Here is a 26,159-nt window from a genome sequence, read left to right on the forward strand (position 1 = left end):
TCAATGCCTGGTATTGCCGTATGGGGCCCCCGTTTGGATCACCCCAAAAGCGGCCCGGCTATTGTCGAAGAAGAGCGCGCTATCCTCATCCTGCGACAGCAACGTACCGCCAGCAGACACGGCACGAGCGGAAAAAGAGCCGACACTGTCCACACTGAAGGAGGGAAGCCAGTAGACCTTGTCGCCCCGCAGGGTCTTGTCCAGCGCACGTATCCCGGCGATCTCTTGGCCGTTTCGGTTAAGCAGCTTGGCGCGGGTGCCCTGAAAACGGTCATCGGGCACAACATCAAGCCCCAGTACGTGGCTGTAAAACGGCGCAACCCCAGTGATCGAAGACGTAAAAAGCTCGTTCCAGACCATGCGCCCGTAACCGCTGCCATCGCCTTTGCTGTCGATACTTGGGCCGTCATAGCAGGTAAAGCCTGCCCCAAGCGGATCACGGATCAGCGCCATGGTGCCATCTCCGAAAGGCGTGGGCGGGACATCAACGATCACACCATCCGTTTCTTTGGCACGGGCGACAACGCCATGGATGTCATCCACAGCAAGGTAAGACATCCAGAACGGTGGCATTTTGAGTTTTCGAAAAAACGGAGGCATATCATAGATACCGGCCACCATTTCAGCGCCCTGCATTGCGGCATGATATGTCACCTGATCCATACCGAAGCGGTCATCCGATGCTGCCGCTGCTTTGCCCATGTCCTGTGTTTTCCAGCCAAAAACCTCAGCGTAAAACCTGCGGGACGCGTTTGTGTCGTATGAGGACAGGTCAGTGAATACAAAATTGCTGTCAACGCGAAAACTCATTTCAGGGCCTTTTGGGTCGTACCTAGGAGTTACTTAGGTACTGGTCAAAGACCTGCCAAGCCCAAGCCAACGCGGGGATTCTTTGGCGACCTATGGTGTGTGGCACGACCGGTCGGGAAACACGAACAGCTTGCTGAGAAGAAAGAAAACCGCCGTATAGGTCAGCAATGCGGCAATCTGCGACACCAGAGGCGTCGCATGCACACCACGAACACAGACCAGCAATACAACCAGGTTCATCACGTAGCTGATCGCAAACGCGACCAAAAAGCGGCCCCCGGACGACCAGGATGCGCCCCGGCCAAAAGTCCATCGGCTGTTTGCAAAATAAGAAAAACACAGCCCCGCAGCATAGCCCGCCATATTCGCCGAAACAGGAGAAAACCCAAGCAGATACATGCAGGCCAAAATAACAGACAGCCCAACGCCCGTGTTCGCCAGACCGACAAAGCCGAATTTGAGGATTTGCAGTCCCGTTTGTTTCATTTTTGGGCCCGGACTGCGTATTGCGCACCTATCGGCAGCTTGGTCAACCACGCTTCAAGCGGACGTAAGGATTTAAGGACATGCGGAAAAAAAGATTCGGAACTTCACATCAACATCGCTGGGTGAGTATCCACTCGCCTCCATCCGTTTACGCAAAGTGCGTGCGTTGATCAGGACGGCATTTTCATTAAACGGGCAAGTGTTCACCGCACGCACTGTCAGAGGGTTCCGGGGGTTGTGCTCAAACACGAAAAACCGCCCTCCGGGACGCAAGGTCCGGCGAATTTCACGAAACAGGCCAACATGCGCCTCTTCGGAATGTGATGAAAAACACAAGCCGCCAATGCAATATCCTGACTGTTGTCCGGCAAAGGTAAGGTGCTTCCATCAAAATGCAGGGTCGTACAGCGTGGAACCTTGCGTTGGTTGGCAAGATCAAGACTCCGCTGAGACACATCAGCAAGCGTAATGTCGCTATTTGGGAAGAAAGACGCGAAATACGGGGCCGATGCCCCTATCCCTCCACCGAAATCCAAAATGTTCGCCGGTTCCTCATCCAACCCCCGTGCTTCAAAATCATTGCGGATGTCACGGATTTTCCCCGCACCAGCCTGAAGGAAAGGTGCCTTTCGACACCGGCTTGACCTTAAAGGAACCGGATGCCTCGCTATATTGCAATCCCAAATGGTGAAGTTGAGGACCTGACCACTTACCTGTCGCACCTTTCAGCTCAGCAGGGTCAGTGTTGCCCAAGATGCGGGAACGCAGTTGGGGATTGTCGGTCAGCGCGTCAAAAAAAGAACACTGATTCGCGCAATTCCAAAGCCTAGGATTTAACACTTGTGTTAACCGAATATTATTGTCTTTGTGTTGACCGTATAACTGTTTTTGTTTTCGCGAGTATCCAATGGCCACGACATTCACCGTCTTCTCCCTTGGGAATCTTCCAATCTGGGATCCTGTTGAAGGCAACCAGACCCTCTCGACATTCGCGGTGGACTCGGCCTTGGGTACGTATGGCTCAGCCGCTGATCCCCTTTTCGACGACAGACAAACTCTTTCCGAAGCAGGCAACGGATTCAGCGGTGGCGACCCGGACACCTATGACATCGACAACAACGTGTCGAATGATCAGTTCAGCATCGATGGCGGAGCCCCGCAAACCTTTGATGCATCGATGATCTTCAACGCTGTCATTACGTATACAGACGGCACGACGGCCAATATAACAGCGGTTGTTTTTCAGGACACGAACGGAAACACCTACTGGTCCCCTGAGTTTGAAGAAAACGGCGATCAGGATGCCATTGGCGCGCAGGCGATCCAATCGATTGAACTGGTGTCCCCCGTCTATGCCAACGGGTTCAACACGGGCTATTCGATGTTTGGCGAGCGGGAGGAAGCCGATCCTTTATGCTTTGCCAAGGGCGCTATGATCGAATGCCCTGGTGGCCCCCGCCCGATCGAGTCGCTGTGCGTCGGTGATCTGGTCCTGACGATGGACCATGGCGCGCAACCGATCCGCTGGATTGGTCATCGCAGGATGACGGCCATTGGAAAGTTTGCGCCCATCCGTATCCACACAGGTGTTTTGGGGGCCACAGATACCCTCGAAGTCAGCCCACAGCACCGCCTTCTGCTGCAGGGGGCGCATGTCGATCTGCAGTTTGGCACCCCGCAGGTTTTCGCGGCGGCGAAACATCTGGTCGACGGCAATTATCTGTCTGTACGAGAGGGTGGACAGGTCGAGTATTTTCATTTGCTATTCGACGATCATCAGATCATCTGGGCAAACGGTGTTGCATCGGAAAGCCTGCTTTTGGGCCAGGTTGGAGTGGCCGCGCTGGATGAAGACAGCGTCGCTGAAATTCAAACGCTGTTCCCGGAACTGGACGTCACCTCAGACCAAATGTGCAAAGCAGCCCGCCCGATTCTGAAGTCTTTTGAAGCTTCGGTCGTTTTTGCGCAACACTCAGAAAGCACCGGCGCTCAGGCGGCCTGACAGCAATTCCTATGACGATTCGCACTGGAAAACAGTGGTGCGGGTGGAGGGACTTGAACCCCCACGCCTTGCGGCGCCAGAACCTAAATCTGGTGCGTCTACCAATTTCGCCACACCCGCAACTCCGGCAACGCCTGCCGGGATGGCGTGCTCAATAGCAAAGCAAATCGGAGAGTGCGAGAGGTAAAATCGAACAGTGGCAAGATTATTGACCGCTAATCCGCAACAATCATCAAGTATGCCAGAGGCAGGAACAGCGGGCGCAGCCGGTCAGTTTACGCACGCCACCCCGTCCCACTTTGTATTTTACTCGGGGCTTTCTCAGCATGTTGGGTTCAGCGGCAAGAATTTCTCCAAAGCTATTCGCTGTAATTATTGTTCCTAAATCGAGAACATTAATGAGTTAAAGGTCACTTTTTTAAACGCGTTTACGTTGAACTGCCGAAACAGAAGGACCAACACTGCACTTCGCCGGGCACGAGGAAACAATCAAGAAACCCTTAGAAGCCATTCTCTATCGTGGCAGGCCACCACGTCAACACACGACAATATATTGTTTTTATTATTATTTTAATGATCCGAAAGATCATAGATCCAAAGCCCGAGATACGTGGCAATATCCGCCGATTTGGAAACGATACTGCCCTAGGTTGATCAACATCCGTTCAGCAAGCCATGTTTGCGCCACAATTCAAACGCCAAAAAATCTTATTCGCGTCAAAAAATAACACTGGCTTACCCACAATGATGGTGAGCGGGAGTTAATGAGTCTTTTTTGCCCACTGGCACAATACCAGTTTGTTGCTCAACTCGAACAAAAGGGTCTTAACCGTGACCAACATGATGAACTCTGCTGCTGCTGAGCAAGACGCCATTGGTCTTGCCCGCGAAAGTTTTCTTGGTGAATTGAAGTCCCTGAATCGCGACCACCCGAACACCGGTTTCGGCGTGTCCTTGCGTACGCATTCAGGCGGGCACTACTTGCTGGCCAATTCACGTATGCCGCTGCCCAAAACCAAATCTGATGGTTTTCCGACCGGGCGCCGTCTGGCGCTATTGGAAAATAGCGATCAGTTCAGTGAGATCGAAGTTCTGGCGGATGCCAACGCTTATGAGGAAATCTCACCCGGCGATGAAGCCGCGATTCTGGGCAATGCGCTCAACCTGATCGCCCGAATCGACATTCTGACCAGCGATGCGGCCGGTCAGGCTCAACACCATATCGCTGCTACTGGAACCGGAGGCTAACCATGGCCCGTAACGACCATCTTCTGTCCGTAGGAAACGAAGCCCTGACGCCGATGACCTCGGCTATGTCTGCGCTCTCGGCACAGATCGACCAACTGACAGAGGTGGCGGATGCGCGGTCCTCGGCGCGACTTGCGACGCTCAAGACTCGGATGGAGAATTTTACCGCCAGCGTAACGCTGGTGGGTCAGGTTAAAGCGGGCAAGTCCTCGATCGTGAACATCCTGTCCGGGCGCCCTGCCCTGTTGCCCTCGGATGTGAACCCGTGGACGTCGGTGGTAACCACGCTGAACATCAACACCCGGACCGAAGGCGACCAAAAGGCCAAGTTCACCTTCTTTGAGCAGGAAGAATGGGACAATCTGATGGTCGGCGGCGGCCGACTGGGTGAGTTGGCCAACCGCGCCGGTGCCGATGATGAGATGGAAGACATCCGCCGTCAGATCGGCGAGATGAAGGCCAAGTCCGAGGCCCGTCTGGGTCAGCATTTCGATCTGATTCTGGGGCAAAGTCATCAGTACGACTATTTCGACGACGAACTGATTCAGCGCTATGTCTGTCTGGGCGACGATGAGGACCCGGATATCAACCCCAAGACTGGACGGTTTGCCGATGTGACCAAATCGGCGGAACTGTTCATGGACATTCCGCAATACCCGATCTCACTGAAGCTATGCGATACGCCCGGCGTGAACGACACATTCATGGTGCGCGAACAGATCACCCTGCGCAGCTTGCGCGGGTCCGAGGTCTGCGTGGTGGTTCTGGCCGCGAGCCAGGCCCTGACCACCATGGATATGGCGCTGATGCGGATCATCGCGCAGTTCGAAAATCGTCAGATCATCCTGTTTGTAAACCGGATTGATGAACTGTCGGACCCGGTCAATCAGGTCCCTGAAATTCGCGACCGTATTCAGGACACGCTGAAACAGAACAATATCGACAAAGATACCAGTGTGGTGTTCGGCAGCGCCATGTGGGCCGAGGCGGCCCTGACCGGCAACCCCGACATCATGACCGAGGAGTCTCGTCAGGCGCTGAACACCTTCTACCTGGCGGCCGGGTTTGGCGATCAGGCCCCGTCGCTGGACAAGATTTGGGCCCTGTCCGGTCTGCCCGACCTGTTACTGGCCATGAATGAACGTATCGTCGAAGGCGCAGGAAACCGTTTGCTGGACCGTGTGCGCCATCGTGCGCGCAACATTGCCAGCCAGATCAGGGCAACTGCAGTGGCCAAGAACCTGTCCGAAGGGCAAGGCGTGGTCCGCGATCTGGACGGAGTTGCCCCCGAAGAGGCCATCGGAAAAGTCATTGAGGAATATGAGAAAAAAGCGGCGGCCCTTACCACCTCTTTGCGTGACAAAGTGCTGGAGCGGCTGAACTCGGCCGAATCCAATTTTGTGAAACGCGCCACGGATTCCCTGATTTCTCATCTTGAACAAAACGGTGAGCAAGGCACGTGGCAATATGATCCGGCCGGTCTGCGGACCCTTCAAAAGGCGGCTTACTTCAGCTTTGCCCGCGCAATGCGGAAAGAGGCCGGTGCGCTGTACAATGCCTCGGCAGCAGATGTTGAGGCGCTGTATCAAAAGCTGTTGGGCAACCATCTGGGTGAGTTCAGCATCGAGGCGCCCATCGTTCCCCGCGTTCCGCCGCCGCTGGGCATCGGACGCACCATCGCACTGGATTTGCAAAGCACGTGGTGGCGGCGCTGGTGGCAACGGCGCAAAGGGTTCGAGGCCTATGCCGCAGATTACACACGTTTGATCGCGTCCGAGGCGAACTCGATCACCAAGGACCTTGAGGAAAACCAGATCGCAGCCGTTCTGGAAAATGTACGGGCCGCTTTGTCGGACTTCCTGCGCGAGCAGAAAGAAACCTTGCTGAGCATCTCGGCCTCGGCCGAGCAGGACCCCAACCAGGCCGCCTTGATGGCGGGCATGACGCCCAAGAAATCACGCGACGATATTCTGGGCGACATCCTGAAAGATCTAAGTAACGAGGCAGCATAAGTAGCGACATGGCAAAAGATACACAAACCCGCTTCGTCTCTCCTAAGGCATGGGAACGCGTCGAGCAGTGGTCCCGGCGCAAACCGATCTTTGCCCTGATGGGCGAATTCAGTGCCGGGAAATCCACGCTGATGAACTTTTTGCTGCGCTCGCAGGCTTTGCCGACACAGGTAACTGCAACGCAGCTGCCCCCTGTCTGGTTCAGCTGGGGTAAAAACACCGCCTATGTACACCGCCCTGATGGCACCCGCGAAAACATCTCGTTGGATGAGCTGGAAAACGTAGGCGTCAACGATGCCCAATTTGTGCGTATCTTCCTGGAGGCTGATATTCTCGAAGCAGTCGATCTGATCGACACGCCCGGAATCTCGGATCCCAAAATCTCCAGCGACGTCTGGCGCCGTGCAGTTGGTCAGGCCAACGGCGTGTTGTGGTGCACCCACGCAACCCAGGCCTGGCGCGAGACCGAACGCGCAACCTGGGTTTCCCTTCCCGAGCGTCTGCAGAACAACTCCTTGTTGCTGGTGACCCGGGCCGATGTGCTGGGGGCCAAAGACCGTCAAAAAGTTCTGCGCCGCGTGAATCGCGAAGCCGGGCATTTGTTCAACCGCTCGATTCTGTTTTCGGCCCGCGATGCGATCAACGCACGCGACAAGAGCGGCGATGCCGAACTGTGGGCACGCAGCGGCGGTGGCAAAATGGTCGACAGCTTTTTGCAGATCACCGAACAGATCATGGACAACCGCGCCGATATGCTCTCGCGCTATCAGATTGACCACGGCCTGACTGAAGGCGGGCGTGTACATCCGATCCGTCCAAAGCGAAAAGGTGAAGTCGAGCAACCGCTGAAACTGGTTGATCCGGTTCTTGAGACGGAAGAGGCGCAAGAAGACGAAGTTGTCACCAACTTCCCGATCCGTCCTGCCCGCGTGGAACGCCGGACCGAAGAAGTGGCACGCGAAGAGCGCATCGACCCCGCCGAGGCCGAACGTCTGCGTGCCGAAATGGTCCCTGAAACCCCCGAAGCCACCCCTGAAGCCGAAACCGAAGGGAACGAGCTGCGCGCGGTCTTCAAGGATACCGGGTCAAACAGCCTGAACCTTGGCGAATTCCGCGATGACGCGGCCGAAGAGGATTCTTTCGATCTTCTGAGCGAAGAGGAACTGGAAGAAGACGAGGACAATATCCTTTCCGTTTCCGAGCTGGACGACCCGGCTGACGCTCTGGATACGACCGCTGTCGCGTCCGATGAAGGGACAATGGAACTGGATGACGACGGCTCGGAAGAACCCAGCGCCGAGGTCTCGGTTTCGTCGATCACCGCGCTTCTGGCAGAGCAATCCACCGGAACCGACGATGAATATGAGCCGGAACCGGAATCGAACGGGTTGGTGGATATGCAGATCGTCGCTGTGTCCGAAACGAACGAGGATGCGGCCGAGGAAAAACACGAACAGCTTGAAGACCTGCTGAACGTCCCCGCCGGAATTCCGCTCAGTGCCGCGTCCATGTGGCGTGAAATCACTGCGGATGAGGAATTGCCCGAGGATGCCGAGGGAATGAAAAACGTATTCCGGGCCTTCCTTGAGGAATTCGACCAGATTGCAGCCGAACACTACGCTCGGTACACCAAGGACGCCGCGGGTTCTGTTCCCAACGCACCCGATCGCGGTGGCCCGGAGATTCGTGCGTTATGACCAGAATCAGGTAACAGACGATGACAATCGAAGCCGCACTGAACACCGCGATGGAAACCATACCCGACTGCATCGCAGCCGGGTATGTCGATATGGAAACCGGTATGTTGCTGGGGACCAACAGCCAGGATTCCGAAAGCGCCGATGTGCTGGACAGCCTTGCTTTGGCTGTCGCCAACCTGTTTCAGGGACGGGGCGTCAACGCGTTCGAAGAGCTGTTACGCGCATCTGGCACCGATGACACTGAAAATCCGGGATTTGGGGAAATCGCTGTGTTTTCAAAGGATCGGTTGAACATTTTTCTGCGGACACGGGATTATCCTGATCACGTGATCTGCTACATCTGTCGCGGCAGCGCCAATGTCGGGTTGGCGCTGACGAAATCGCATCTCAGCCTGGGGCCGGTTGCGGCCGCAGTATAGACGGGACCAGAGGGGGTCACGGCATGATGGATACAGACATACTTGAGATGCTCGACGACATCGGGCGATCTTCTGTGGCCCGCCTGAATCCGGCGGTAAGCGTTGCCGGCGACACTGCGCAGCTGCGGCGCGAAAAGATTCTGCGCACCATTCGCGGCACCATTCTGCCCCGCCGTCTGGAATTTACCGCAGCCAACGGCGATTGCCTTGCGATTGAGGTCAACAGCTCACGCGTGACGGATGTATTCCGGGTGCAATCCGGCATCGCCCCGGATTTCGAAACCGAACCGCGCGATGTGCTGGCTGGCAAGCTGGCGCAACTGGTCACAGACATCGCCGCAGCACCTACCCCTTTGGAACTGGTATCGCTCCAACCGGATACGGCGCTTGAAGCGGATGATGTCGGCATTACTTTTTCCGAGATCGAAGCCGCCTGTGAATCGGTCGAATTCCCATCTGAGCCTGTCATCGCCATTGTTCCGCAAGAACCCGAGGTTGAGGCGCAACCCGAGGTCGCAATTGAAGAGCTTGATGGCTCTCTGGCACAGCAATTCTACGATGGGTCGGCTCGGGTCGCCCAGGGCCGCATTCTTGCCCTAAGCACCGACGGGACCGTTTTGCAGACCAGCGACGCCTGCGATGGTGCAGGATCGCTAACCCCTTCCGCTGATTTGTTGGCCCGGTTTGCCCGCGATCTTGCCGGATGGGACAGCGACAGTGAGGCTGTGATGGACCATCCGCAATTGATCGTCATGCGCCCGTCGGGCGGTAAAGGCACCGGTTTGGCCGTTCTGAACGATGGCGAAAATTTCGCGATCGCAGTTCATGAAGCCCGAAAACTAGGTGCTGTTGTAAATCTGTGGTCGTCCCTTCGGGAGGCAGGCGAATGACGCCACCCCTTTTATTCAATTTTTCGATGAATTCGATCCGTGAGATCAAGTTACCAGGGTAAAGAGTATGAGTGAAAGCAACCGTCGCGAGTTAATCCGTATTGCAGAAGACATGAACGGGACGTCCAATGAGGAGACCCGTCAGTTCATTTCTCGCATCGTTGATGATTTGACGAACCTGAAACCCTCAATCGCCTTTGTCGGGCAGATCAAGGCGGGTAAATCGCGCCTGATCAACGGCTTTACCGGGCAGGCGGAATATCTGCCGTCTGATGTGAACCCCTGGACGACGGTGATCACTGACATGCATTTCGGCCATCCCTCGGGGCGTACTGCCGGGGCCGAGTTCCATTTCTTCGACAACCGCCAGTGGCAGGCGCTGATCGCCGAGGGCGAAGAGCTGCGCAACATGTTCCCCGATGACGAGGACAGCTATAAGCGCGAAATGATCGAAGAGCAGGTCGAAGCGATGAAAACCCGCGCCAAGCTGCGTCTGGGCGAAAGCTATAAACACCTGCTGGGTCAGCACCACGATCTGGAAGAGCTGACCACGGATGACCTTGCCCGCTATGTCTGTGCCGGGGACGATCCGACCGAGGAAGGCACCCATGATCCCGGCTCGGATCGGGGCCTGTACAGCGACATTACCCGCAAGGCCGAGGTCTATTTCGACATCGGTCATTTTCCGTTCCCTCTGACGGTGACGGACACGCCGGGCGTCAATGACCCGCTTTTGATCCGCGAGGAAATCTCGCGTCAGTATCTGAAGGAATCCGATTTCTTTGTGGTCGTCCTGTCAGCGCATCAGGCGCTGTCGCGGGCTGACCTGAAGCTGTTCCGCCTGATGCAGGCGCTGGAACTGGGTCAGATTGTGGTGTTTATCAACCGCGTGGATGAACTGGGCGGCGGTGCAGAAGACGCAGGCAAGGTGCGCGCCGACGTGCTGGAGGGTTTGGAAAAGGCCCTTGGAAACGCGGATATCGACGTTCTGATGGGCAGCGCGCAATGGGCGCATTATGCCCTGACCGGCGACGAGACGGGCATCAACCATGATGAGGTACTGGCCTGGCTGCGGGCGCATCCGGAACAGATGAAACAGTATCTCGACGGTGTCGAAGAAATCAAACAGGGTGCAGGTCCGATCAGCCGCGAAGGCGTTCTGCGCTTTGCTGCCATGATCGCATCGGGCCTGCCCGACCTACGCCGTCATGTGACCCATGCGCTGGCTGACGGCCCCCGCAACGAACAGTTGCGCATGGCCTGGCAACACCTCAACAGCTTTGCCCAGGGCGAAGTTGAACGCAGCAAGGCCCACCTGCGCGTGATTGAAGACAGCAGCGGTCCGACCACGGAGAACGTCGGCGAAAATGACAAGACCCTGTCTGAATTGCGCGGGCTTGTGACCCAGAAAACTGCCGAGATCGTAAATGACCTGGATGATGTCCTGGCCAATTTGCGCGGCGTCATGGATGACACCGTGGCCGAAGCCGTATCCGCTGTGGTGCGCGGCCCGAACGGCGACTCGCCCCTGCTGGCCAAGGGCGGGGACACCGAGCTGAACTTTTCTCCGCTGCGCGATCGTATGCGCGAGTTGGTGCAAGGGGCCACACAAGTCGTGCGGCAACGGATGTTGAGCGAGCTGTATGCCATTGACATGCAAAGCAACGCTGCCCTGCGGGCCCTGCCCGGCTGGCAGGAACCTACCGAGAACCGCATGAACACCAGTGCCGTTCGCTGGTTCCGTCCAGATACAACCGCACTGACCCGCGGCATCACGGTCGAATTGCGAGTCAGCTGGCTGTCGCGCCTGATTTCCCGCAAAAGCGTTGTGACCCGGGCCGAGCGCATGCTTGTGCAGGAATTCGAAATGATCGGGGACGATCTGGTCGATACTGCACGCGCCGACCTGCTTGAACGTTTGAACACCGTTCTGGATCACTACATGGCGCTGCTGGCTGGACATCTTGAACATCGTGTCAGCTCTGGTGAGAAAGATGAACGGACCGAGGCGCAGGCGGCGTTTGACCACGCCCAGCGTCTTGTCGAAGAATTGGGCGCAGTGTTCGGTGCGCATAACCCAGACAAAAGACTTGCAGAGGCTGCTGAATGATTGAATTCCCCGGAACCGCACAGGAAGTCAGGCAACTTGAGCGCTTTCTGACCGCGACCGAAAGCCTTCCGGCAGACGCCGCCCTCGACGCGTTGCGCGCCCGTGCTCTGGCGCATGCCGAACGGCTGTCCAACGCGGTGAACATCGGATTCGCCGGGGAATTTGGGGCTGGGAAATCCAGCCTCGCAAACATGTTGGCCGGGGCTGACATTCTGCCCACAGGTCCGCAGCATCTGAAACTGCCGCTGGTGATCGTTGCCTATTCGGACACGCCCGAAACCACGGTCGGCTGGTGGGACAAAGAACCTAAGGTCTATTCCGGAATCGCGCTGGAAAAAGCCGCGGCGGACGAGCCCGATTTCATCTCGGTTGGGTTGAACACCCCGGCCCTGGAAGAGATTTCACTGTTCGACCTGCCCGGAACCGGGGCGTTGGACGACACCTACAAGGCGACGCTCGATCTGCTGAAATTCGTCGATTGTGCGATCTGGTGCACCAACGGAACAAATGCCTGGCGCGAGACTGAGCGCCATCTTTGGGCCCAGGTCCCGCAGGAATTGCGCGCCAATAGTCTGATGGCTGTCACTCATGCCGATCTGCCCCCGGTGCGGGATGCGCTGGACCGGGTGGTGGCGCGTCTGAACAAAGAAAAGGGTGAGTTGTTCCGCTCGGTCGTACCCATCGGGACACCCGTCGCCGTGCGGGCCATGGCACAAGAACCCGAGCCCGATTTTGCGCTGTGGGAAACCTGCGGCGGACAGGATCTGGCCGAGCAGGTTCTGCAAATCGCGTCCGACCGCCGCATCGCCGATCTTGAAGCCGCACGCCGCGATCTTGAGCAGGACTTCCTGCCCTTCCTCGCAACGCTCGACGGTCCCGAGGCCGAGGCGGCCGAGCCCGACACTGTGTCGCTTCAGACAACTCTCGAATCAGCGCTGCCGCCGTTGGAAAACCCGATCCTCGAAGATTGGCTGGCCGCGATTGCCAGCATATACGAAGACCTCCGGGAATCCTCTGATATCGAACCATCGGCCTTCCTGCATGCCTGCCAGGAAATTGTCGAGGATTTCGCCGAGCGGCTGGAACAAGGCGACGAAATCGACCCCAAGGCCGACTGGATTCCGGGTGAGTTCGAAAAGGCCACTGATCTGCTCTTGTTGCTGCAATTTGAAAGCGGTGATGCCCCGTTGAAAGACGCCATCGGCATCCTTGCGCAGCTCAGCGACAACCTCGCCTGGGCTGGCAGCCGCGTGGATTCGGCGCAGCCAAAAACCGGAACCTAGTAATTTCTCGTTAAGATTGCGCTGTAATCCCCGATTCGAAGCGCCCAGAATCGCGCCAAAATAATAACGACTCCGTTGACCAAGTAGAGACAAATAGCGATCGGCCTGCATTTTGTGCAGGCCGTTTTTCTATATATTGTTTTCAACTGCACTCCTGAACAACATGTTGTGCTCACGAAAACACGATCCTTAGTGAAGCCACGAGGCGGCCCCAATAAAGTCAAATTTGAACCGTCTAACCGTCTTAACAGTACTGCGGTTGTGTTTGGTTGTGAGTGCTCGGGTGATTTTACCCATCTTTTTAACCGCAAAACGATTAGTAACGGGCGGAATGAAATGAGCCACAACCAGGCGGTCGATGCATCGCACGACGAACCGAAGATTGAAGGACTTCAACCCGGCGCAAAGCTGTTGCGCGGGCAGTATGAAATCCTGCGTTACCTCAGCAATGGCGGGTTCGGCATTACTTATCTGGCCCGCGACAGCCTGGAACGCGACGTGGTCATCAAAGAGTGCTATCCCGGCGCGCTGTGTCACCGCAATGGAGATGCGGTCGAGCCATCAAATCCGGAATACAAAAACGACCTGCGCGCCATCATCGACCTGTTTATTCAGGAAGCCCGCAATCACGCGCGCCTGGTTCACCCCAATATCGTGAACGTCCATCAGGTCTTTGAAGACAATGATACCGCCTATATCGCGATGGACTTCATCAAGGGTTGCGATCTGCTGGACTATGTCGAGAACAAAGACAACAATGCCGGTCCGGACTTCATCGTCAAAGTTACAGAAAAGATGCTGTCGGCGGTGTCCTTCATCCACCAAAGCGGCATGTTGCATCGCGATATCTCGCCGGACAACATTCTGATCGATGAAAACGGCGACCCCGTTCTGATCGATTTTGGCGCCGCGCGCGAGCGGGCTGCAAACCAATCTGCGGCCCTCATGACTCTGCGAGTCATCAAGGACGGCTACTCTCCACATGAATTCTACGTACGCGGAGCGGAACAGGGGCCCAGCAGCGATCTCTATGTGCTGGCCGCCACGCTGTATCACGCGATCAGCGATGAGCGCCCGATTGACGGTCAGACGCGCCTTAACGCGTTCAACAACGGTCAGGACGACCCATACACACCGCTGGCCGGGCGTTTCAGCGGCTATCCGGATGGCTTCCTTGAGGCGCTGGACAAGGCGATGGAAATCCACACGCCGGACCGTCTGCAGACCGCGTTGGACTGGCTGCGCATGTTCCGTGGCCCGAGCGTCAAGTTCGACACGTTCAACCAGCGCCCCGTTTCCGTGATTGTCGGCATGGATCACAAAGATGAAGAGGCCGAAAAAGCTCGCATCAAAGCCGAAAGCGAAAACGCCGAGGCCGTGGTAACCGCATTGCTGGCCGGAAACGCTGATCTTGCCCTGGGTCACGAAGACAAGGGTGAAGACGAACTGGCCAAGTTCACATCCAAGGACGACGCGCCAGTTGCCGTAGATACCGTGGTCAAAAGCGGCTCGGGCGGCAATGGCAAACTGCTGGCGGGTGTGGCCGTCGTCGCTGTTGGCTTGGCCGCAGGCGGGTTCTTCCTGATGTCGGGCGAGAAACCCGAACCGGCGCAGGACGTCGAAGTCGCGGCGGCACCCTCCGCGCCGGAACAAACCGCCACGGCTGAACCTGAAGCACAGGCCGCCGGTTCAGAATCCCAGGAACAGGTCGCAGCCGCAGAGCCACAAGAGCAACCGGCCGCAGCACAAGACACTATCGAGCCCGTCGCAACACCTGATGCTTCGCAAGAAAGCACTGTGGACGCGGCAGACCCCGTTCAGGCGCCTGTCGAGCAGGCCCAGACCGAAGCGGCTGAACAACAAGAGGCACAACCTCAAGCAGCCGAATCTGAACCGGTCGCTGTAACTGACGGCGGTATTCCCGCAGATGTTCAGGTGGCCTTTGCGCATTGGGATGTGGAAGTCCCCTTCCAAATCTCCAGACGTCGCGCATCGACCGGCAATATCATTGCCGTCACCTATGTCGACCCGGCGCAGGATATGTCCGTAATTGGTGACTGGGTCCAACGCGGCGCAACGATCTATACCCTCAACGGCGAACCCATTCGTGCGAATGCAAGCTTTGAGGCTCAGGTCCTGAACAATATTTCGATCGATCCTGATGGCTTTATCCGTGTCACCGCGCGCTATCGTTCGCTGGGCGAAACGCTGGCCAAGAACGGTTTGCTGGCGCTGCCTGCACACCGCATGGTCGGGCTTGAGAACGGCTATGGCTTTGATGTGCGAAACGCCAATGGCGACAACTGGGTTACGACCGTTACCTCTGTTCCGGCCGAGGCCAGCGGCGATCTGAAACGCGGCGATGTGCTGGTGTCCGAGGCCCAAACCGATCTGACCCTGAATGATCAGATCAGCCTGGACATCATATTGGACAGCCTGGTGGCCGACGGTAAGGCGCAGGCCCAGCTGACCGTGTTGCGAGATGGCGCCGAAACACAGGCCGTCATGCAGCTGAAGCAGGAGTAATCTGACCGGTTTTTCAAGATTTGCAGCCCCGCAAACGCTGAGGGTGGTGACTGGAAATCCGCCACCCTGATGGGAACCGGCCCATCGCTGCAGACAAGATTTGGTTTGGTTTCCAGATCACGAGTGCCGATGCGCAGCAACGCGCAAAGGTGAACAGAAGCCCAACAGGACGCAGGTTCTGGAAAATAGAAGCAAAGGTGTCGTCACCATGTTCAAATATAAAAGCCCTCTCAGCCGGCTTCTCGAAGGTGCCGGCAAAGCAAAAGAGGCCGAACCCGCGGCTGAAGAAACCGCAGCACCCGAAGTAGCGGAAAAGCCTCAGCCCATTGCGGACCTGAACGCTCTGCGCGCGGCTTTGGGTGGTGGCAATATGCCGTCGTCGGACAGCTACGAAGACTCTGACGATCTTCTGCCCGAAGAGGATATGCCCGAGCTGTCAGATGATGAGCCTGAAACCCTGTTCGACGATGACGTTGTGATCACAGAAGTTGTCGCGCAGACGCAGGAGCCTGTGCTTGAAGCCCCGCAAGACGAGGTCGAGCTGGAAGAGCCGGTTATCACTCTGCATGTTGCGGCGGATGAAGTGGAAGTTTCCGAACAGGCCGAAGTTCTACAGGTAGAACCCCAGCAAGAGGAATCGATCGTAGAAGTCATGGTCGAACCTGAAGCTGTAGAAGAGGTCGCCGAAGCCCCGCAGCCGGAACCCATGGCCGAGGTCGCGCCAGAACCACAACCGGAAACCGTGATCGAAGTTGCGCCTGAACCGCAGCCAGAGCCGATGGCCGAGGTCGCACCTGCTTCGCAACCTGAGGCCGTGGCAGCCCCTGCCCCTGCGCAGGAAGACCGCCGGGGTCGGGTAAAAACCACGTTCCTTGGCTTTGAACGCGCCGATACGCATGTTCAGGACCTGATTGAAACGGCAGAACCTGTCGCCAAGACCGAAACCGCGAAAGAGACCTTTCCCGTTGGCTGGCTGGTTGTCACCTCGGGGCCGGGCCGTGGTGCGTGCATCACCCTGACCGAAGGTCTGATGCAGATTGGCCGCAATGACGATCAGGCCATTCAGCTGGATTTCGGCGATACGGGCATCTCGCGCAGCAGCCACGCTGTGATCGCGTATGACCCCGAAGACCGCAAATGCTATCTGGGTCACGGCGGCAAGGCCAACCTTGTGCGCCTGAACGGCAAGCCCGTTCTCAGCACGGTTGCGCTGTCCAGCGGTGACCTGATCCGCATCAGTGAAACCTCGATCCGGTTTGCAGCCTTCTGCGATGACGGCTTTGACTGGCGGGATGCATAATTGATGCTGGCGCAACCTGCATATGATATTGCGCTGATCCTGGATCAGGGTCGGCGAGACTCGCAGGAAGACGCGATTGCCGCGCGCATGTTCGATGCCGCACAGGCAGGATATGTCGTGGTCGCTGACGGTATGGGCGGGCACGCCGCAGGCGAAGTCGCCTCGGACCTGGTGGTCAGCGCCTGGCGCGAAGCCCTGGACCCCGAGCTTGAGGGGGACTCGGCATCCGAAACCGCCGTGTTGGATGCACTGCCGCTGGCCGCAATGCAGGCCAACGGTGCGATTTCGACCCATTCCGAGGAACAGGGCGAAGGCTTCAACATGGGGTCAACATTGCTGGGTGCCCTCTTGCTGGGCAACCGGCTGTTCTGGATCTCAATCGGTGACAGCCCCTTGTACCTGTTCCGCGATGGTGCGTTGCGTCAACTCAACGAAGATCACTCGATGGCTCCGGTGATCGACGCCCAGGTCGCCGATGGCAGCCTGACCGAGGCCGAGGCGAAGGCGCACCCGGACCGCAATCAACTGACATCCGTCATCATGGGGGCCGCAATCCCCAAAGTTGATTGCCCCGAAAGCCCGCTTGAGCTGAACGCGCAGGACATTCTGATCCTTGGCAGTGACGGTCTGCAGTTCATCAGCAATGCGGAAATCGAGGCGATCCTGCAAGACAATGCCCATGCATGGGCAGAAGACATCGCAGACGCGCTGTGGCAGGCCCTTCGGGCCAAAGGCCATCCCGATCAAGACAATGCGGCGATTGGCGTCGTCAAACTGAAAAAATAAACAAAGGCAAAGATACAGGGCAATGAGACATAAACTCCTTATTTCAAGCCTGGCGCTCGCCGCCTCTGCAGCGGCCGTTTCTGCACAAGAAGCGTGCTCGACCTACACCATTCAGCGTGGCGACAGCCTGCGCGAGTTGTCGATCGAAGTGTATTCGACTGAAGATTTTCGGATCATTTTTGACGCAAACCGCGATGTGATTGGCAACAATCCGAACATCATCCGCGTGGGCGACGTTCTGACGATGCCGTGCCTCGAAGAAATCGGCCGCGCCCCTGCCGCCCCGCAAACCGAAGCCGAAGCGATGGCCGCGGAAATGGCAGCCGAATTGGTAAAAGCTGCGGAAAAACGCGCCGAAAAGGCAATCGCTGAGGCCGAGGCCCGCGTGGCCGAAGCCGAAGCCGAGGCCAAAAAGGTCAGCGAGGATGCCGTGATCGCGGCGCGCGCCGAAGCCCGGAAAGAGATCGAAGCCGCCCGTGCCGAGGGCGCAGCCCTGATCCGGAACGCAGATCAGGGGGAACGCCCAGCAATCCGCGACCGTCAAGTGTTGATGATCACCGCAGGTGGCTACGCACCGTTCACGGATGAGACTCTGCCTAATCGCGGTCTCTACACCAGCTTGGTGGAAACGGCGATGCTGCGCGCGGCACCAGAGCAGGGCTATAAGATTCAGTTCGTGAATGATTGGTCCTCGCATCTGGACCTGCTGATGCCAACGCTTGCCTTTGACGCCACCTTCCCCTGGTCGCGCCCGAACTGCGAAGAGGCAGCATCCCTGTCCGAAAACGACCGCACACGCTGCGAGACCTACAACTTCTCGAACCCCTTCTATGAGGTCGTGGACACATATTTCGCCCGCGAAGGTTCAGGTTATGAACAGACCCTGACCTATGCCGATTTCGCAGGCACCACGATCTGCCGCCCCGAGGGCTGGTCTTTGTCGCACATGGATGCGGTAGGGCTGTACGAACCCGCGATCAAGCTGATGCGTCCGATTTCACCGGATGATTGTTTTCACGCCGTAATGGACGGCACCGCCGACATCGTCGCAATCGAGGCCCACCTGGCCGTCGCGACAATCGCGCGCCTGGGCTACGAACACCGTATTATCGAAAACCCCAACCTGGCGGCCATCAAGTCGCTTAACGTCATGACCCACAAAGATAATCCGGATGGGGAAGCGATCCTTGAGACGCTCAATCAGGGTCTGGCGATCATGCAGCAATCCGGTGAATGGCGCGATATCGTGTCCACCGCCCTTCGCCATCAAATGGAAAACGGCTGAAACAACTACAAGCCACCTCAATTTAAATCTGGAGAAACTAACTAATGCCTCAATTCACGCTCCATAACGTTGCGATGACCACTGCTGCTGTCATCGCTCTAAGCGCCGGAGCCGCTGCCGCCCAGGAAGCTTGCACGAATTACACCGTGCAGGATGGTGACACCATGGCGACCATCGCAATTGCTGCCTACGGCACATCTAACTACCAGCCCATCTTCAACGCGAACCGCGAGAGTATTACAAATCCGAACGCGCTGAGCCCCGGGCTGTCCCTGGTCCTGCCGTGTCTGGACGGAAGCCTGCCGAACGGACAAAGCGCACGCGACATTATCGCCGAACAGCAGGAGCGTTACGCAAACTCGTCAAAAAACCGGGCGTTCAAACAGCCGATCAAACTGGTCACCGGCAACGGATGGGCCCCTTTCGCTGACGAAACCCTGAACGGTGGTGGCTTTATCACACGTCTGGGAACGACAACCCTGCAACGGGCTGGCAACAACGAAGAGTTCTCGGTCAGCTTCGTGGATGACTGGAACTCGCATATCGAAACACTGCTGCCTTTGGGTGCGTTTGACGTTTCGATGGCCTGGAACATTCCTGACTGCACCAACCGCACCTACGAATGGTCTTGGGAAACCGAAGTGCGTTGCACCCAGTTCCACGCGTCGGCACCGGTCTATGACATCGTGTTCGGTTTCTACAGCCTGCCCGAAGGCAAATACGCAAGCGCAACCAGCTTTGACGATCTGCACGGCGCCACAATCTGCCGCATGGAAGGTTGGCCACTGCACGATCTGGAACAAGAAGGTCTGCGCCGCGATGAAACAATGACCGTGCTTCAGCCGGCCACGGCACGCGAGTGCCTTGATGCGGTCATTACAGGATCGGCTGACCTCGCCACTTTCGAAGTGCAACTGTTCGCAGATGCCATGAGCGAAATGGGTCTGAACACGAATGACATCGTCGAAAACCCTTATGTCTCAACTCTGTCCGCGCTTCGATTCATCACCCACCGCTCAAATCCTCAGGGTCAAAAATACCTGGCGCTGATGAACAAGGGCCTGAACGAAATGCGTGAAACAGGTGAATGGTACGCCATCATCTCGGACACGTTGAACGAGCACAACGACCGACTGTTAGAGGCCATCAACTAAAGCCTCATATTCACATTCCAACTCATGGGAGGAAGAATAAATGCTTAATCAAAAACTCAACGCCAAAGTGATGACGGCCTCGGCCGTCCTCACACTCACCGCAGGCGCAGCTGCAGCGCAGGAAGCCTGTTCGAACTACACCGTCACAGACGGTGACACGATGGCAACGATCGCGATTGCGGCCTACGGCACCTCGAACTATCAGCCGATTTTTAACGCGAACCGCAACCTGATCACCAACCCCAACGATCTGGCCCCTGGCCTGGTCCTTGCCCTGCCCTGTGAAGACGGAAGCCTGCCGAACGGCCAGTCCGCTCAGGAAATCATCGCCGCAGAAGAACAACGTGCGGCAAGCGTAAAACGCTCCAACATCTATGCCCCGCCGATCAAAATGGTGGCCGGCAACGGCTGGGAGCCGTTCACCACGGAATCACTGAGCGGCGGCGGCATCATGACCCGCTTGGCTACAACCAGCCTTCAGCGTGCCGGAAACCAGCGCGAATATTCGGTCAGCTTCGTGGATGACTGGACGTCGCATCTGGAAACGCTCTTGCCCCTAGGTGCGTTCGACATCTCGATCGCCTGGACCCTGCCGGACTGTACAAACCGTTCTTATGAATGGTCCGAAGCGACAAAATCCCGTTGCACCGAATTCGTAGGGACCGTCCCTGTGTATGACGTTGTCGGTGGCTTCTTCACGCTGCCGGAAAGCGATTATACGAACGCGACCACCTTCGCAGACTTCGAAGGCGCAACCCTCTGCCGTATGACCGGCTGGAGCATGGTGGTTCTGGAAGAAGTTGGCCTGAATGCCAACAACCTGAACCTGATCCACCCCAACTCGGCCCGCGAATGCCTTGATGCGGTTCTGACCGGCACCGCCGATGTCGCCGCTTTTGAGGTCGAACTGTTCGCGGCGACGATGAACGAAATGGGCCTGACCTCGCAAGAGATCGTCGAGAACCCCTATGTGTCCACTCTGTCGTCGATGAGCTTCCTCGCGCACCGTTCGAACCCGTTCGCACGTGAATACATTGCGATGATGAACAAGGGCCTGAACGAGATGCGTGAATCCGGCGAATGGTACGCGATTATCTCGGATACCCTGCGCGAGCAGAACGAAAAGCTGAACACTGCGTCGAACTGATTTTTCGACCATTCAAACAGCAATCAGGGCTGGTCTTCGGACCGGCCCTTTTTTCGTATTGATCACATCAAAAACGCTGTCAAATCCGCGTTTTACAAGCGTTCCTCAGATGCAACTACGGGAAACCCCTAATACCTAAAACAGCTCAGTACCAATATTCTGAATGTAACTATACCGGTGAGGCTGTGCCTCTCCACTCACTCAAAAAGGGGCCGACTTTGGGGGTCGGCCCCTTTTTCTATCAAGTCTCTGAAAGCATCTGGAAAAGCCGCACCGATGGCGCGGCTTTGCATGTTCAGTCGATGATGGCGTTCAGCGTTGCACTGGGCCGCATCACCGCAGCCGTCTTGACGGGGTCGGTGTGATAGTAGCCACCCAGATCAGCCGCCGCGCCCTGGGCCGCTGCCAGCTCACCCAGGATCTTCGCCTCATTGTCGGCCAGTTCTTTGGCAACCGGGGCGAATTCTGCCGCCAGCTCAGCGTCGTCAGACTGCGACGCCAGCGCTTCGGCCCAATATCGGGCGAACCAATAGTGGCTGTCGCGGTTATCGGGCTGGCCGACTTTGCGGCTGGGCGACTTATTGTTGTCCAGAATGCCCTGCGTTGCTGCCTCGGCCGCGGCACCCAGAACACCCGCCTTGGCGTTGCCTTTGCTGTCGGCCAAAAAGTTGAGCGACTCGCCCAACGCACAGAACTCACCCATCGAGTCCCAGCGCAGGTGGTTTTCTTCAACCAGCTGCTGCACGTGTTTCGGCGCCGACCCACCGGCACCCGTTTCAAACAGGCCGCCGCCATTCATCAGTTTGACGATGGACAGCATCTTGGCCGATGTCCCAAGCTCCAGGATCGGGAACAGGTCCGTCAGGTAATCCCGCAGCACGTTGCCGGTGATCGCGATTGAGTCCTTACCCGCCGTGATCGTCTCAAGCGACTGACGGGTTGCCTCGCGCGGGGCCAGAATCTGGAACTTGTCGGCCACACCTGCGGCCTCCAGCACCGGTTTGACGTATTTGATCAGTTCGGCATCATGGGCGCGGTTTGCGTCCAGCCAGAATATCGCCTCGGACCCGGTCAGGCGCTGGCGATCCATGGCCAGCTGAATCCAGTTTTCAATCGGCGCCTTCTTGACTGTGCAGGCCCGCCAGATGTCGCCCTGTTCCACCGCGTGCTCATGCAGCGTCTCACCATTGGCCAAAACTACGCGAATGGTGCCATCCGCCGGCGCCTGGAACGTGGTGGGGTGCGAGCCGTATTCCTCGGCCTTCTGCGCCATCAGGCCAACATTGGCCACAGCACCGGCGGTAGCGGGGTTCAGCGCACCGTTGGCTTTGAAGAAGTTGATCGTCTCATCATAGACACTGGCATAGCAGCGGTCAGGGATCACACAATTGGTGTCACCTTTCGCACCGGCCTCATCCCAGCCTTTGCCGCCCGCGCGGATCACGGCGGGCATCGAGGCGTCGATGATCACATCCGACGGCACGTGCAGGTTGGTGATGCCGCGGTCCGAGTCGACCATATACATGGACGGGCGGTCACCTTTCAGCGCGTCGATGGCCGCCACGATCTCGGCATTGTCCTTGACACGATCCAACAAGTCACCCAGACCCGAATTCGGGTTCACACCCAGCGTGTCCAGTTCAGCTGCGAATTTCTCGAAAACAGGGGCCAGCCAGGCTTTGACCGCATAGCCAAAGATGATCGGGTCCGACACTTTCATCATGGTCGCTTTCATATGCAGCGAGAACATGGTGCCGTCTTTCTTGGTGTCTTCGATGGCCTCGGCCAGGAAGGCAGACAGAGCTTTGACCGACATGAAGGTCGCATCCGCCACGGTGCCTTCTTCCAGCGGCCAACTGTCTTTCAGGACGCTGACGCTGCCGTCTTTGCCGACGAATTCGATCTTTGCTTCACCGGCCTGCGCCGCCGTGATCGTGGCCGATTTCTCATTTGCATAGAAATCATTGTCTGCCATCGACGACACTTTGGTTTTGCTGTCCGACGCCCATTCACCCATCGAATGCGGGTTCTTTTGGGCGTAGTTCTTGACCGCCTTTGCGGCACGACGATCGCTGTTGCCTTCACGCAGCACCGGGTTCACAGCCGAGCCTTTGATTGCGTCATAGCGCGCTCGGATTGCTTTTTCCGCGTCGGTGGCGGGTTCTTCGGGATAGCTGGGGATGTCATAGCCCTGCCCCTGCAGCTCTTCGATGGCCGCAACCAGCTGCGGGACCGAGGCCGAGATGTTCGGCAGTTTGATCACGTTGGCATCAGCCGTTTTCACCAATTCACCCAACGCAGCCAGATCATCGGTGATGCGCTGAGCCTCGGTCAGGTTTTCGGGAAAGGTCGACAGGATGCGGCCCGCCAGCGAAATATCCTTGGTGCCAACACTGACGCCGGCGGCGCTGGCGAATTTGCGAATGATTGGCAGGAACGAGGCACTGGCCAGCTCGGGCGCTTCGTCTACAATGGTATACAATACATCGAAGTTCGATTTTTCTGCCATATTCATTTACCTTTTTTAAGCCTTTCGGGGCGTGCGTTCCAAGAGTGCGCCACATCTGCGTGGGGCGAAAGGGGCGCGGGTATCCGACCGCCCCAAGGGTGACTCTGATTAGACAGGTTTCCCTTAAAACAGGATGCGGTTCGGATCAATCCTATAGTGGGCGCGCAAATTGACACGGGGTAATGAGGGGATCGGTTTTGAATGACCGAACAAATCGATTTGAACCGCGTTCCTAACAAAACAGCTGGCTGACTCCTACATCACCGTAAGATGGACCGCATTTTCCGGCTCTCTGCAATGCGCGCAACATATTCAGCAACAACCTTTTCCAATTGAGGTGTTGACCCCTCATACGCTTCTTTCGGCACAACCACCCCATCCTCAACAAATACATCAAGTATTTCTGACCGTCCGGTATAGCCAAAACCCTGCAAAGCAGTGTTCAAGTCCGGTTCCGCCAAATCCGACCGTCCCGCTAAGGCAAAGAGGTATCCGCTCAGCAGCAATTCTTCGTTGCCTCTCCACAGATACCATTCAACCGCGGCATTGTACCAACGCTCAATCAGAATATCCTCTTTGCTCTCATCCCCGACGCTCTGATGCGCTGCGACCTTCCGGATGTTTTCGATGCCTTTGATTTCATCACCGATATTCAAGTGGAAATATCCTTCAAGCCAAAGTACAAACGCGGGATCTGGTTTTAAACGGGCAAGCTGCGCAAGAGCTTTCCATGCTTTTGCCTGGTCGGCAGTATGAATTACATTGTAATTCACGTCGGCGATGTGGACCCATTGCTGTTTCGGCCAGCGCAGCTTAGCCCGCTGAAGAAAAAGCCCAAGACTGTTAGCACCTTCCACTTCGAGAAGCGTCCTGGTTAAACCCGCAGCTGCATCCTCTCTCGCCGGGTCAATTTCCAATGCAGTTTCATAGCTTGCAATGACCTCAGAGAAATCACCTTGGCGGTATGCAAACCGAGCTTTGTTCATGTGAGCCGTTGCATTATCGGGAAACAGCGCAACCGCCTTATTGTGGGCCGCCTCAGCGCCCGCAATGTCGCCCATCGCTTCCAAAGCCAAAGCACGCCGCAAAACCGGCGTGGCGTCCTTGGGGTGAAGCTTTGATGCCGCGTCGTAATCCGCGAGGGCCTGATCATACTGTTCGCCGCTGGAATAGGCCCAACCGCGCGCGCTGAGCAGGCTGCTATACTGTTCCGAGGTCAAACCCCCGACCTCGATCAACGCGGTGCATGTCGCGACAACATCAGTCATGCGACCTGTGTTGTCCAAACACTTGGCGGACATTTCGGCGTAATTGGGGTTTGGATTAAGCGCCCAGATCAGGGCCGCGATCACAATAATCAGGGCGGCAATGCGTATCTTCATTTAAACTCGTGTGTCGAAATTAACTCTCTTTTAGGTAGATATCTACACGCCGAAATTCAAGCAATGCCTGTTGGCTCAAACACCCCAGGTATCGCTCAGACGATAGCCGCCCGGCCAGGGGTCATCGGGGTCCAGCATGTGTTGATGTATGCCGGTAATCCAGCCCCGACCGCTGATCTCGGGCGTGATGGCTGGGCGGTCGCCCACCTGGGTTTCCCCGACAATCCGCCCGGTAAAGCGTGAGCCGATGATCGAAACCGCCTCGAACGTCTGGCTCGCCTTCATCTGACCCTTGGCCGCCATCAAAGCCATGCGTGCTGAGACGGCTGTGCCCGTTGGCGACCGGTCGATCTTGCCCGGTTTCACCGTGACAGCTGACTTGCCGGTCAGGCCGATTTCGGTCGCCTCGACCGGACCGCAGAACGCACAGAATGAGATGTGGTTCCAATCCGGGTTCTCAGGATGGGTAAAGCCAAGCTGTTCGTTAGCCGCATCGGTGATGGCGACGCCTGCGCGTGCCAGCTCGCGCGCCTCATCCCCGGTGATGTCAAAACCCAATGCGGCTGCATCCACGACAACGAAACTGTCGCCGCCATAGGCCGTATCCACCGTCAGGGTGCCGATCCCCGGAACCTCAAGCGGGACCGAGATCTGATCAGCGAAACTGGGCAGGTTCTGCACATAGATACGCTCGGCCTTGCCATTCCGGCAGTCGGCCCGTACCCTGACCAACCCGCCCGGGGCCTCAAGCGTCAGCTGGGTGTGCGGCTCTTGCATCGGAATGATCCCGCCATCCAGCAAAACGGTAGAGACGCAGATCGCATTCGACCCGGACATGGGCGGGTTGTCTTCAGGCTCCATGATGATGAACGCCGCATCCGCATCGGGATGTTTCGGCGGCACAAGCAGATTGACATGCCGAAAGACCCCCCCGCGGGGTTCGTTCAGGACAAAATTGCGCAGGGTCTTATCCTGCGCGATAAAGGCGCGTTGTTCCCAAAGGGTGGCGCCGGGGGGCGGCTGAACCCCGCCAACGATGACATCGCCCACCTCACCTTCGGCATGGGCCGAGATCACATGAATGGTTTTGGAACTGCGCATGTCACCCCC

Annotated in this window: 21 protein-coding genes and 1 tRNA gene; 14 read left to right on the top strand and 8 right to left on the bottom strand. The window is 57.2% G+C overall.

All coding sequences use genetic code 11. From position 1 onward, the window contains the following. The 4 genes from ACR0J5_RS19065 to ACR0J5_RS19080 all read right to left on the bottom strand — a co-directional run bounded on the left by ACR0J5_RS19065 (window position 1) and on the right by ACR0J5_RS19080 (window position 2,211). Window positions 1-810, bottom strand: a complete 810-nt coding sequence (locus ACR0J5_RS19065) for a VOC family protein (RefSeq protein ID WP_480656215.1) — start codon at window positions 808-810, stop codon at window positions 1-3. Between the two features lie 90 nt (window positions 811-900). Then, entirely contained in the window at window positions 901-1,296 is a 396-nt protein-coding gene (locus tag ACR0J5_RS19070; RefSeq protein ID WP_480656217.1) for a GtrA family protein, read from the bottom strand. A gap of 218 nt (window positions 1,297-1,514) precedes the next feature. Continuing rightward, on the bottom strand, window positions 1,515-1,856 hold the full coding sequence (locus tag ACR0J5_RS19075; protein ID WP_480656219.1) for a class I SAM-dependent methyltransferase: 342 nt from the start codon (window positions 1,854-1,856) through the stop codon (window positions 1,515-1,517). A 28-nt stretch (window positions 1,857-1,884) separates the two neighbouring features. Then, window positions 1,885-2,211, bottom strand: coding sequence for a hypothetical protein (locus ACR0J5_RS19080; RefSeq protein WP_480656221.1), 327 nt, complete (start codon window positions 2,209-2,211; stop codon window positions 1,885-1,887). Between ACR0J5_RS19080 and ACR0J5_RS19085 the strand changes: the two genes are divergently transcribed. After that, the gene (locus ACR0J5_RS19085; protein WP_480656223.1) at window positions 2,204-3,298 is read left to right on the top strand and encodes a Hint domain-containing protein; all 1,095 of its coding nucleotides are present in this window, start codon (window positions 2,204-2,206) and stop codon (window positions 3,296-3,298) included. The two genes, ACR0J5_RS19080 and ACR0J5_RS19085, sit on opposite strands and share 8 nt — an antisense overlap. Before the next feature lie 35 nt (window positions 3,299-3,333). Here ACR0J5_RS19085 and ACR0J5_RS19090 read toward each other — a convergent pair. Then, window positions 3,334-3,418: transfer RNA gene (locus ACR0J5_RS19090), tRNA-Leu, on the bottom strand. Between the two features lie 720 nt (window positions 3,419-4,138). Between ACR0J5_RS19090 and ACR0J5_RS19095 the strand changes: the two genes are divergently transcribed. The 13 genes from ACR0J5_RS19095 to ACR0J5_RS19155 all read left to right on the top strand — a co-directional run bounded on the left by ACR0J5_RS19095 (window position 4,139) and on the right by ACR0J5_RS19155 (window position 21,158). Then, a complete protein-coding gene (locus ACR0J5_RS19095) occupies window positions 4,139-4,546 on the top strand; it encodes a hypothetical protein (protein WP_480656394.1) in 408 nt (135 codons plus the stop codon). A 2-nt stretch (window positions 4,547-4,548) separates the two neighbouring features. Further along, entirely contained in the window at window positions 4,549-6,558 is a 2,010-nt protein-coding gene (locus ACR0J5_RS19100) for a dynamin family protein (RefSeq protein WP_480656225.1), read from the top strand. Between the two features lie 8 nt (window positions 6,559-6,566). After that, a complete protein-coding gene (locus ACR0J5_RS19105; protein WP_480656227.1) occupies window positions 6,567-8,255 on the top strand; it encodes a dynamin family protein in 1,689 nt (562 codons plus the stop codon). A gap of 20 nt (window positions 8,256-8,275) precedes the next feature. Then, on the top strand, window positions 8,276-8,677 hold the full coding sequence (locus tag ACR0J5_RS19110; RefSeq protein WP_480656229.1) for a hypothetical protein: 402 nt from the start codon (window positions 8,276-8,278) through the stop codon (window positions 8,675-8,677). 23 nt (window positions 8,678-8,700) lie between these two features. Continuing rightward, window positions 8,701-9,567 carry a hypothetical protein gene (locus tag ACR0J5_RS19115; protein WP_480656231.1) on the top strand — a complete coding sequence of 289 codons (867 nt, stop codon included), beginning with the start codon at window positions 8,701-8,703 and terminating at the stop codon, window positions 9,565-9,567. Window positions 9,568-9,634: 67 nt separating this feature from the next. Continuing rightward, the gene (locus tag ACR0J5_RS19120) at window positions 9,635-11,677 is read left to right on the top strand and encodes a dynamin family protein (protein ID WP_480656233.1); all 2,043 of its coding nucleotides are present in this window, start codon (window positions 9,635-9,637) and stop codon (window positions 11,675-11,677) included. After that, window positions 11,674-12,960, top strand: a complete 1,287-nt coding sequence (locus ACR0J5_RS19125; protein ID WP_480656235.1) for a dynamin family protein — start codon at window positions 11,674-11,676, stop codon at window positions 12,958-12,960. The genes ACR0J5_RS19120 and ACR0J5_RS19125 overlap by 4 nt, the downstream gene beginning before the upstream one ends. A gap of 336 nt (window positions 12,961-13,296) precedes the next feature. Beyond that, window positions 13,297-15,486 (top strand): protein kinase domain-containing protein, encoded by a 2,190-nt coding sequence (locus tag ACR0J5_RS19130; protein WP_480656237.1) that lies wholly within the window; start codon window positions 13,297-13,299, stop codon window positions 15,484-15,486. 208 nt (window positions 15,487-15,694) lie between these two features. Further along, window positions 15,695-16,786 (top strand): FHA domain-containing protein, encoded by a 1,092-nt coding sequence (locus ACR0J5_RS19135; RefSeq protein ID WP_480656239.1) that lies wholly within the window; start codon window positions 15,695-15,697, stop codon window positions 16,784-16,786. Window positions 16,787-16,789: 3 nt separating this feature from the next. Then, window positions 16,790-17,572 (top strand): PP2C family protein-serine/threonine phosphatase, encoded by a 783-nt coding sequence (locus ACR0J5_RS19140; protein ID WP_480656241.1) that lies wholly within the window; start codon window positions 16,790-16,792, stop codon window positions 17,570-17,572. 22 nt (window positions 17,573-17,594) lie between these two features. After that, window positions 17,595-18,857 (top strand): peptidoglycan-binding protein LysM, encoded by a 1,263-nt coding sequence (locus tag ACR0J5_RS19145; RefSeq protein WP_480656243.1) that lies wholly within the window; start codon window positions 17,595-17,597, stop codon window positions 18,855-18,857. Between the two features lie 74 nt (window positions 18,858-18,931). After that, window positions 18,932-20,011 (top strand): peptidoglycan-binding protein LysM, encoded by a 1,080-nt coding sequence (locus ACR0J5_RS19150; protein WP_480656245.1) that lies wholly within the window; start codon window positions 18,932-18,934, stop codon window positions 20,009-20,011. Window positions 20,012-20,051: 40 nt separating this feature from the next. Next, window positions 20,052-21,158 (top strand): peptidoglycan-binding protein LysM, encoded by a 1,107-nt coding sequence (locus ACR0J5_RS19155; protein ID WP_480656247.1) that lies wholly within the window; start codon window positions 20,052-20,054, stop codon window positions 21,156-21,158. Between the two features lie 295 nt (window positions 21,159-21,453). Here the strand turns inward: ACR0J5_RS19155 and ACR0J5_RS19160 are convergent, their stop codons facing one another. The 3 genes from ACR0J5_RS19160 to ACR0J5_RS19170 all read right to left on the bottom strand — a co-directional run bounded on the left by ACR0J5_RS19160 (window position 21,454) and on the right by ACR0J5_RS19170 (window position 26,150). After that, entirely contained in the window at window positions 21,454-23,667 is a 2,214-nt protein-coding gene (locus ACR0J5_RS19160) for an NADP-dependent isocitrate dehydrogenase (protein WP_480656395.1), read from the bottom strand. Between the two features lie 260 nt (window positions 23,668-23,927). Continuing rightward, the gene (locus ACR0J5_RS19165; protein WP_480656249.1) at window positions 23,928-25,049 is read right to left on the bottom strand and encodes a tetratricopeptide repeat protein; all 1,122 of its coding nucleotides are present in this window, start codon (window positions 25,047-25,049) and stop codon (window positions 23,928-23,930) included. A gap of 75 nt (window positions 25,050-25,124) precedes the next feature. Beyond that, window positions 25,125-26,150 carry a trans-3-hydroxy-L-proline dehydratase gene (locus ACR0J5_RS19170; protein WP_480656251.1) on the bottom strand — a complete coding sequence of 342 codons (1,026 nt, stop codon included), beginning with the start codon at window positions 26,148-26,150 and terminating at the stop codon, window positions 25,125-25,127. Window positions 26,151-26,159 lie beyond the last annotated feature (9 nt).

This window comes from Ruegeria sp. BE1 (assembly GCF_056538885.1).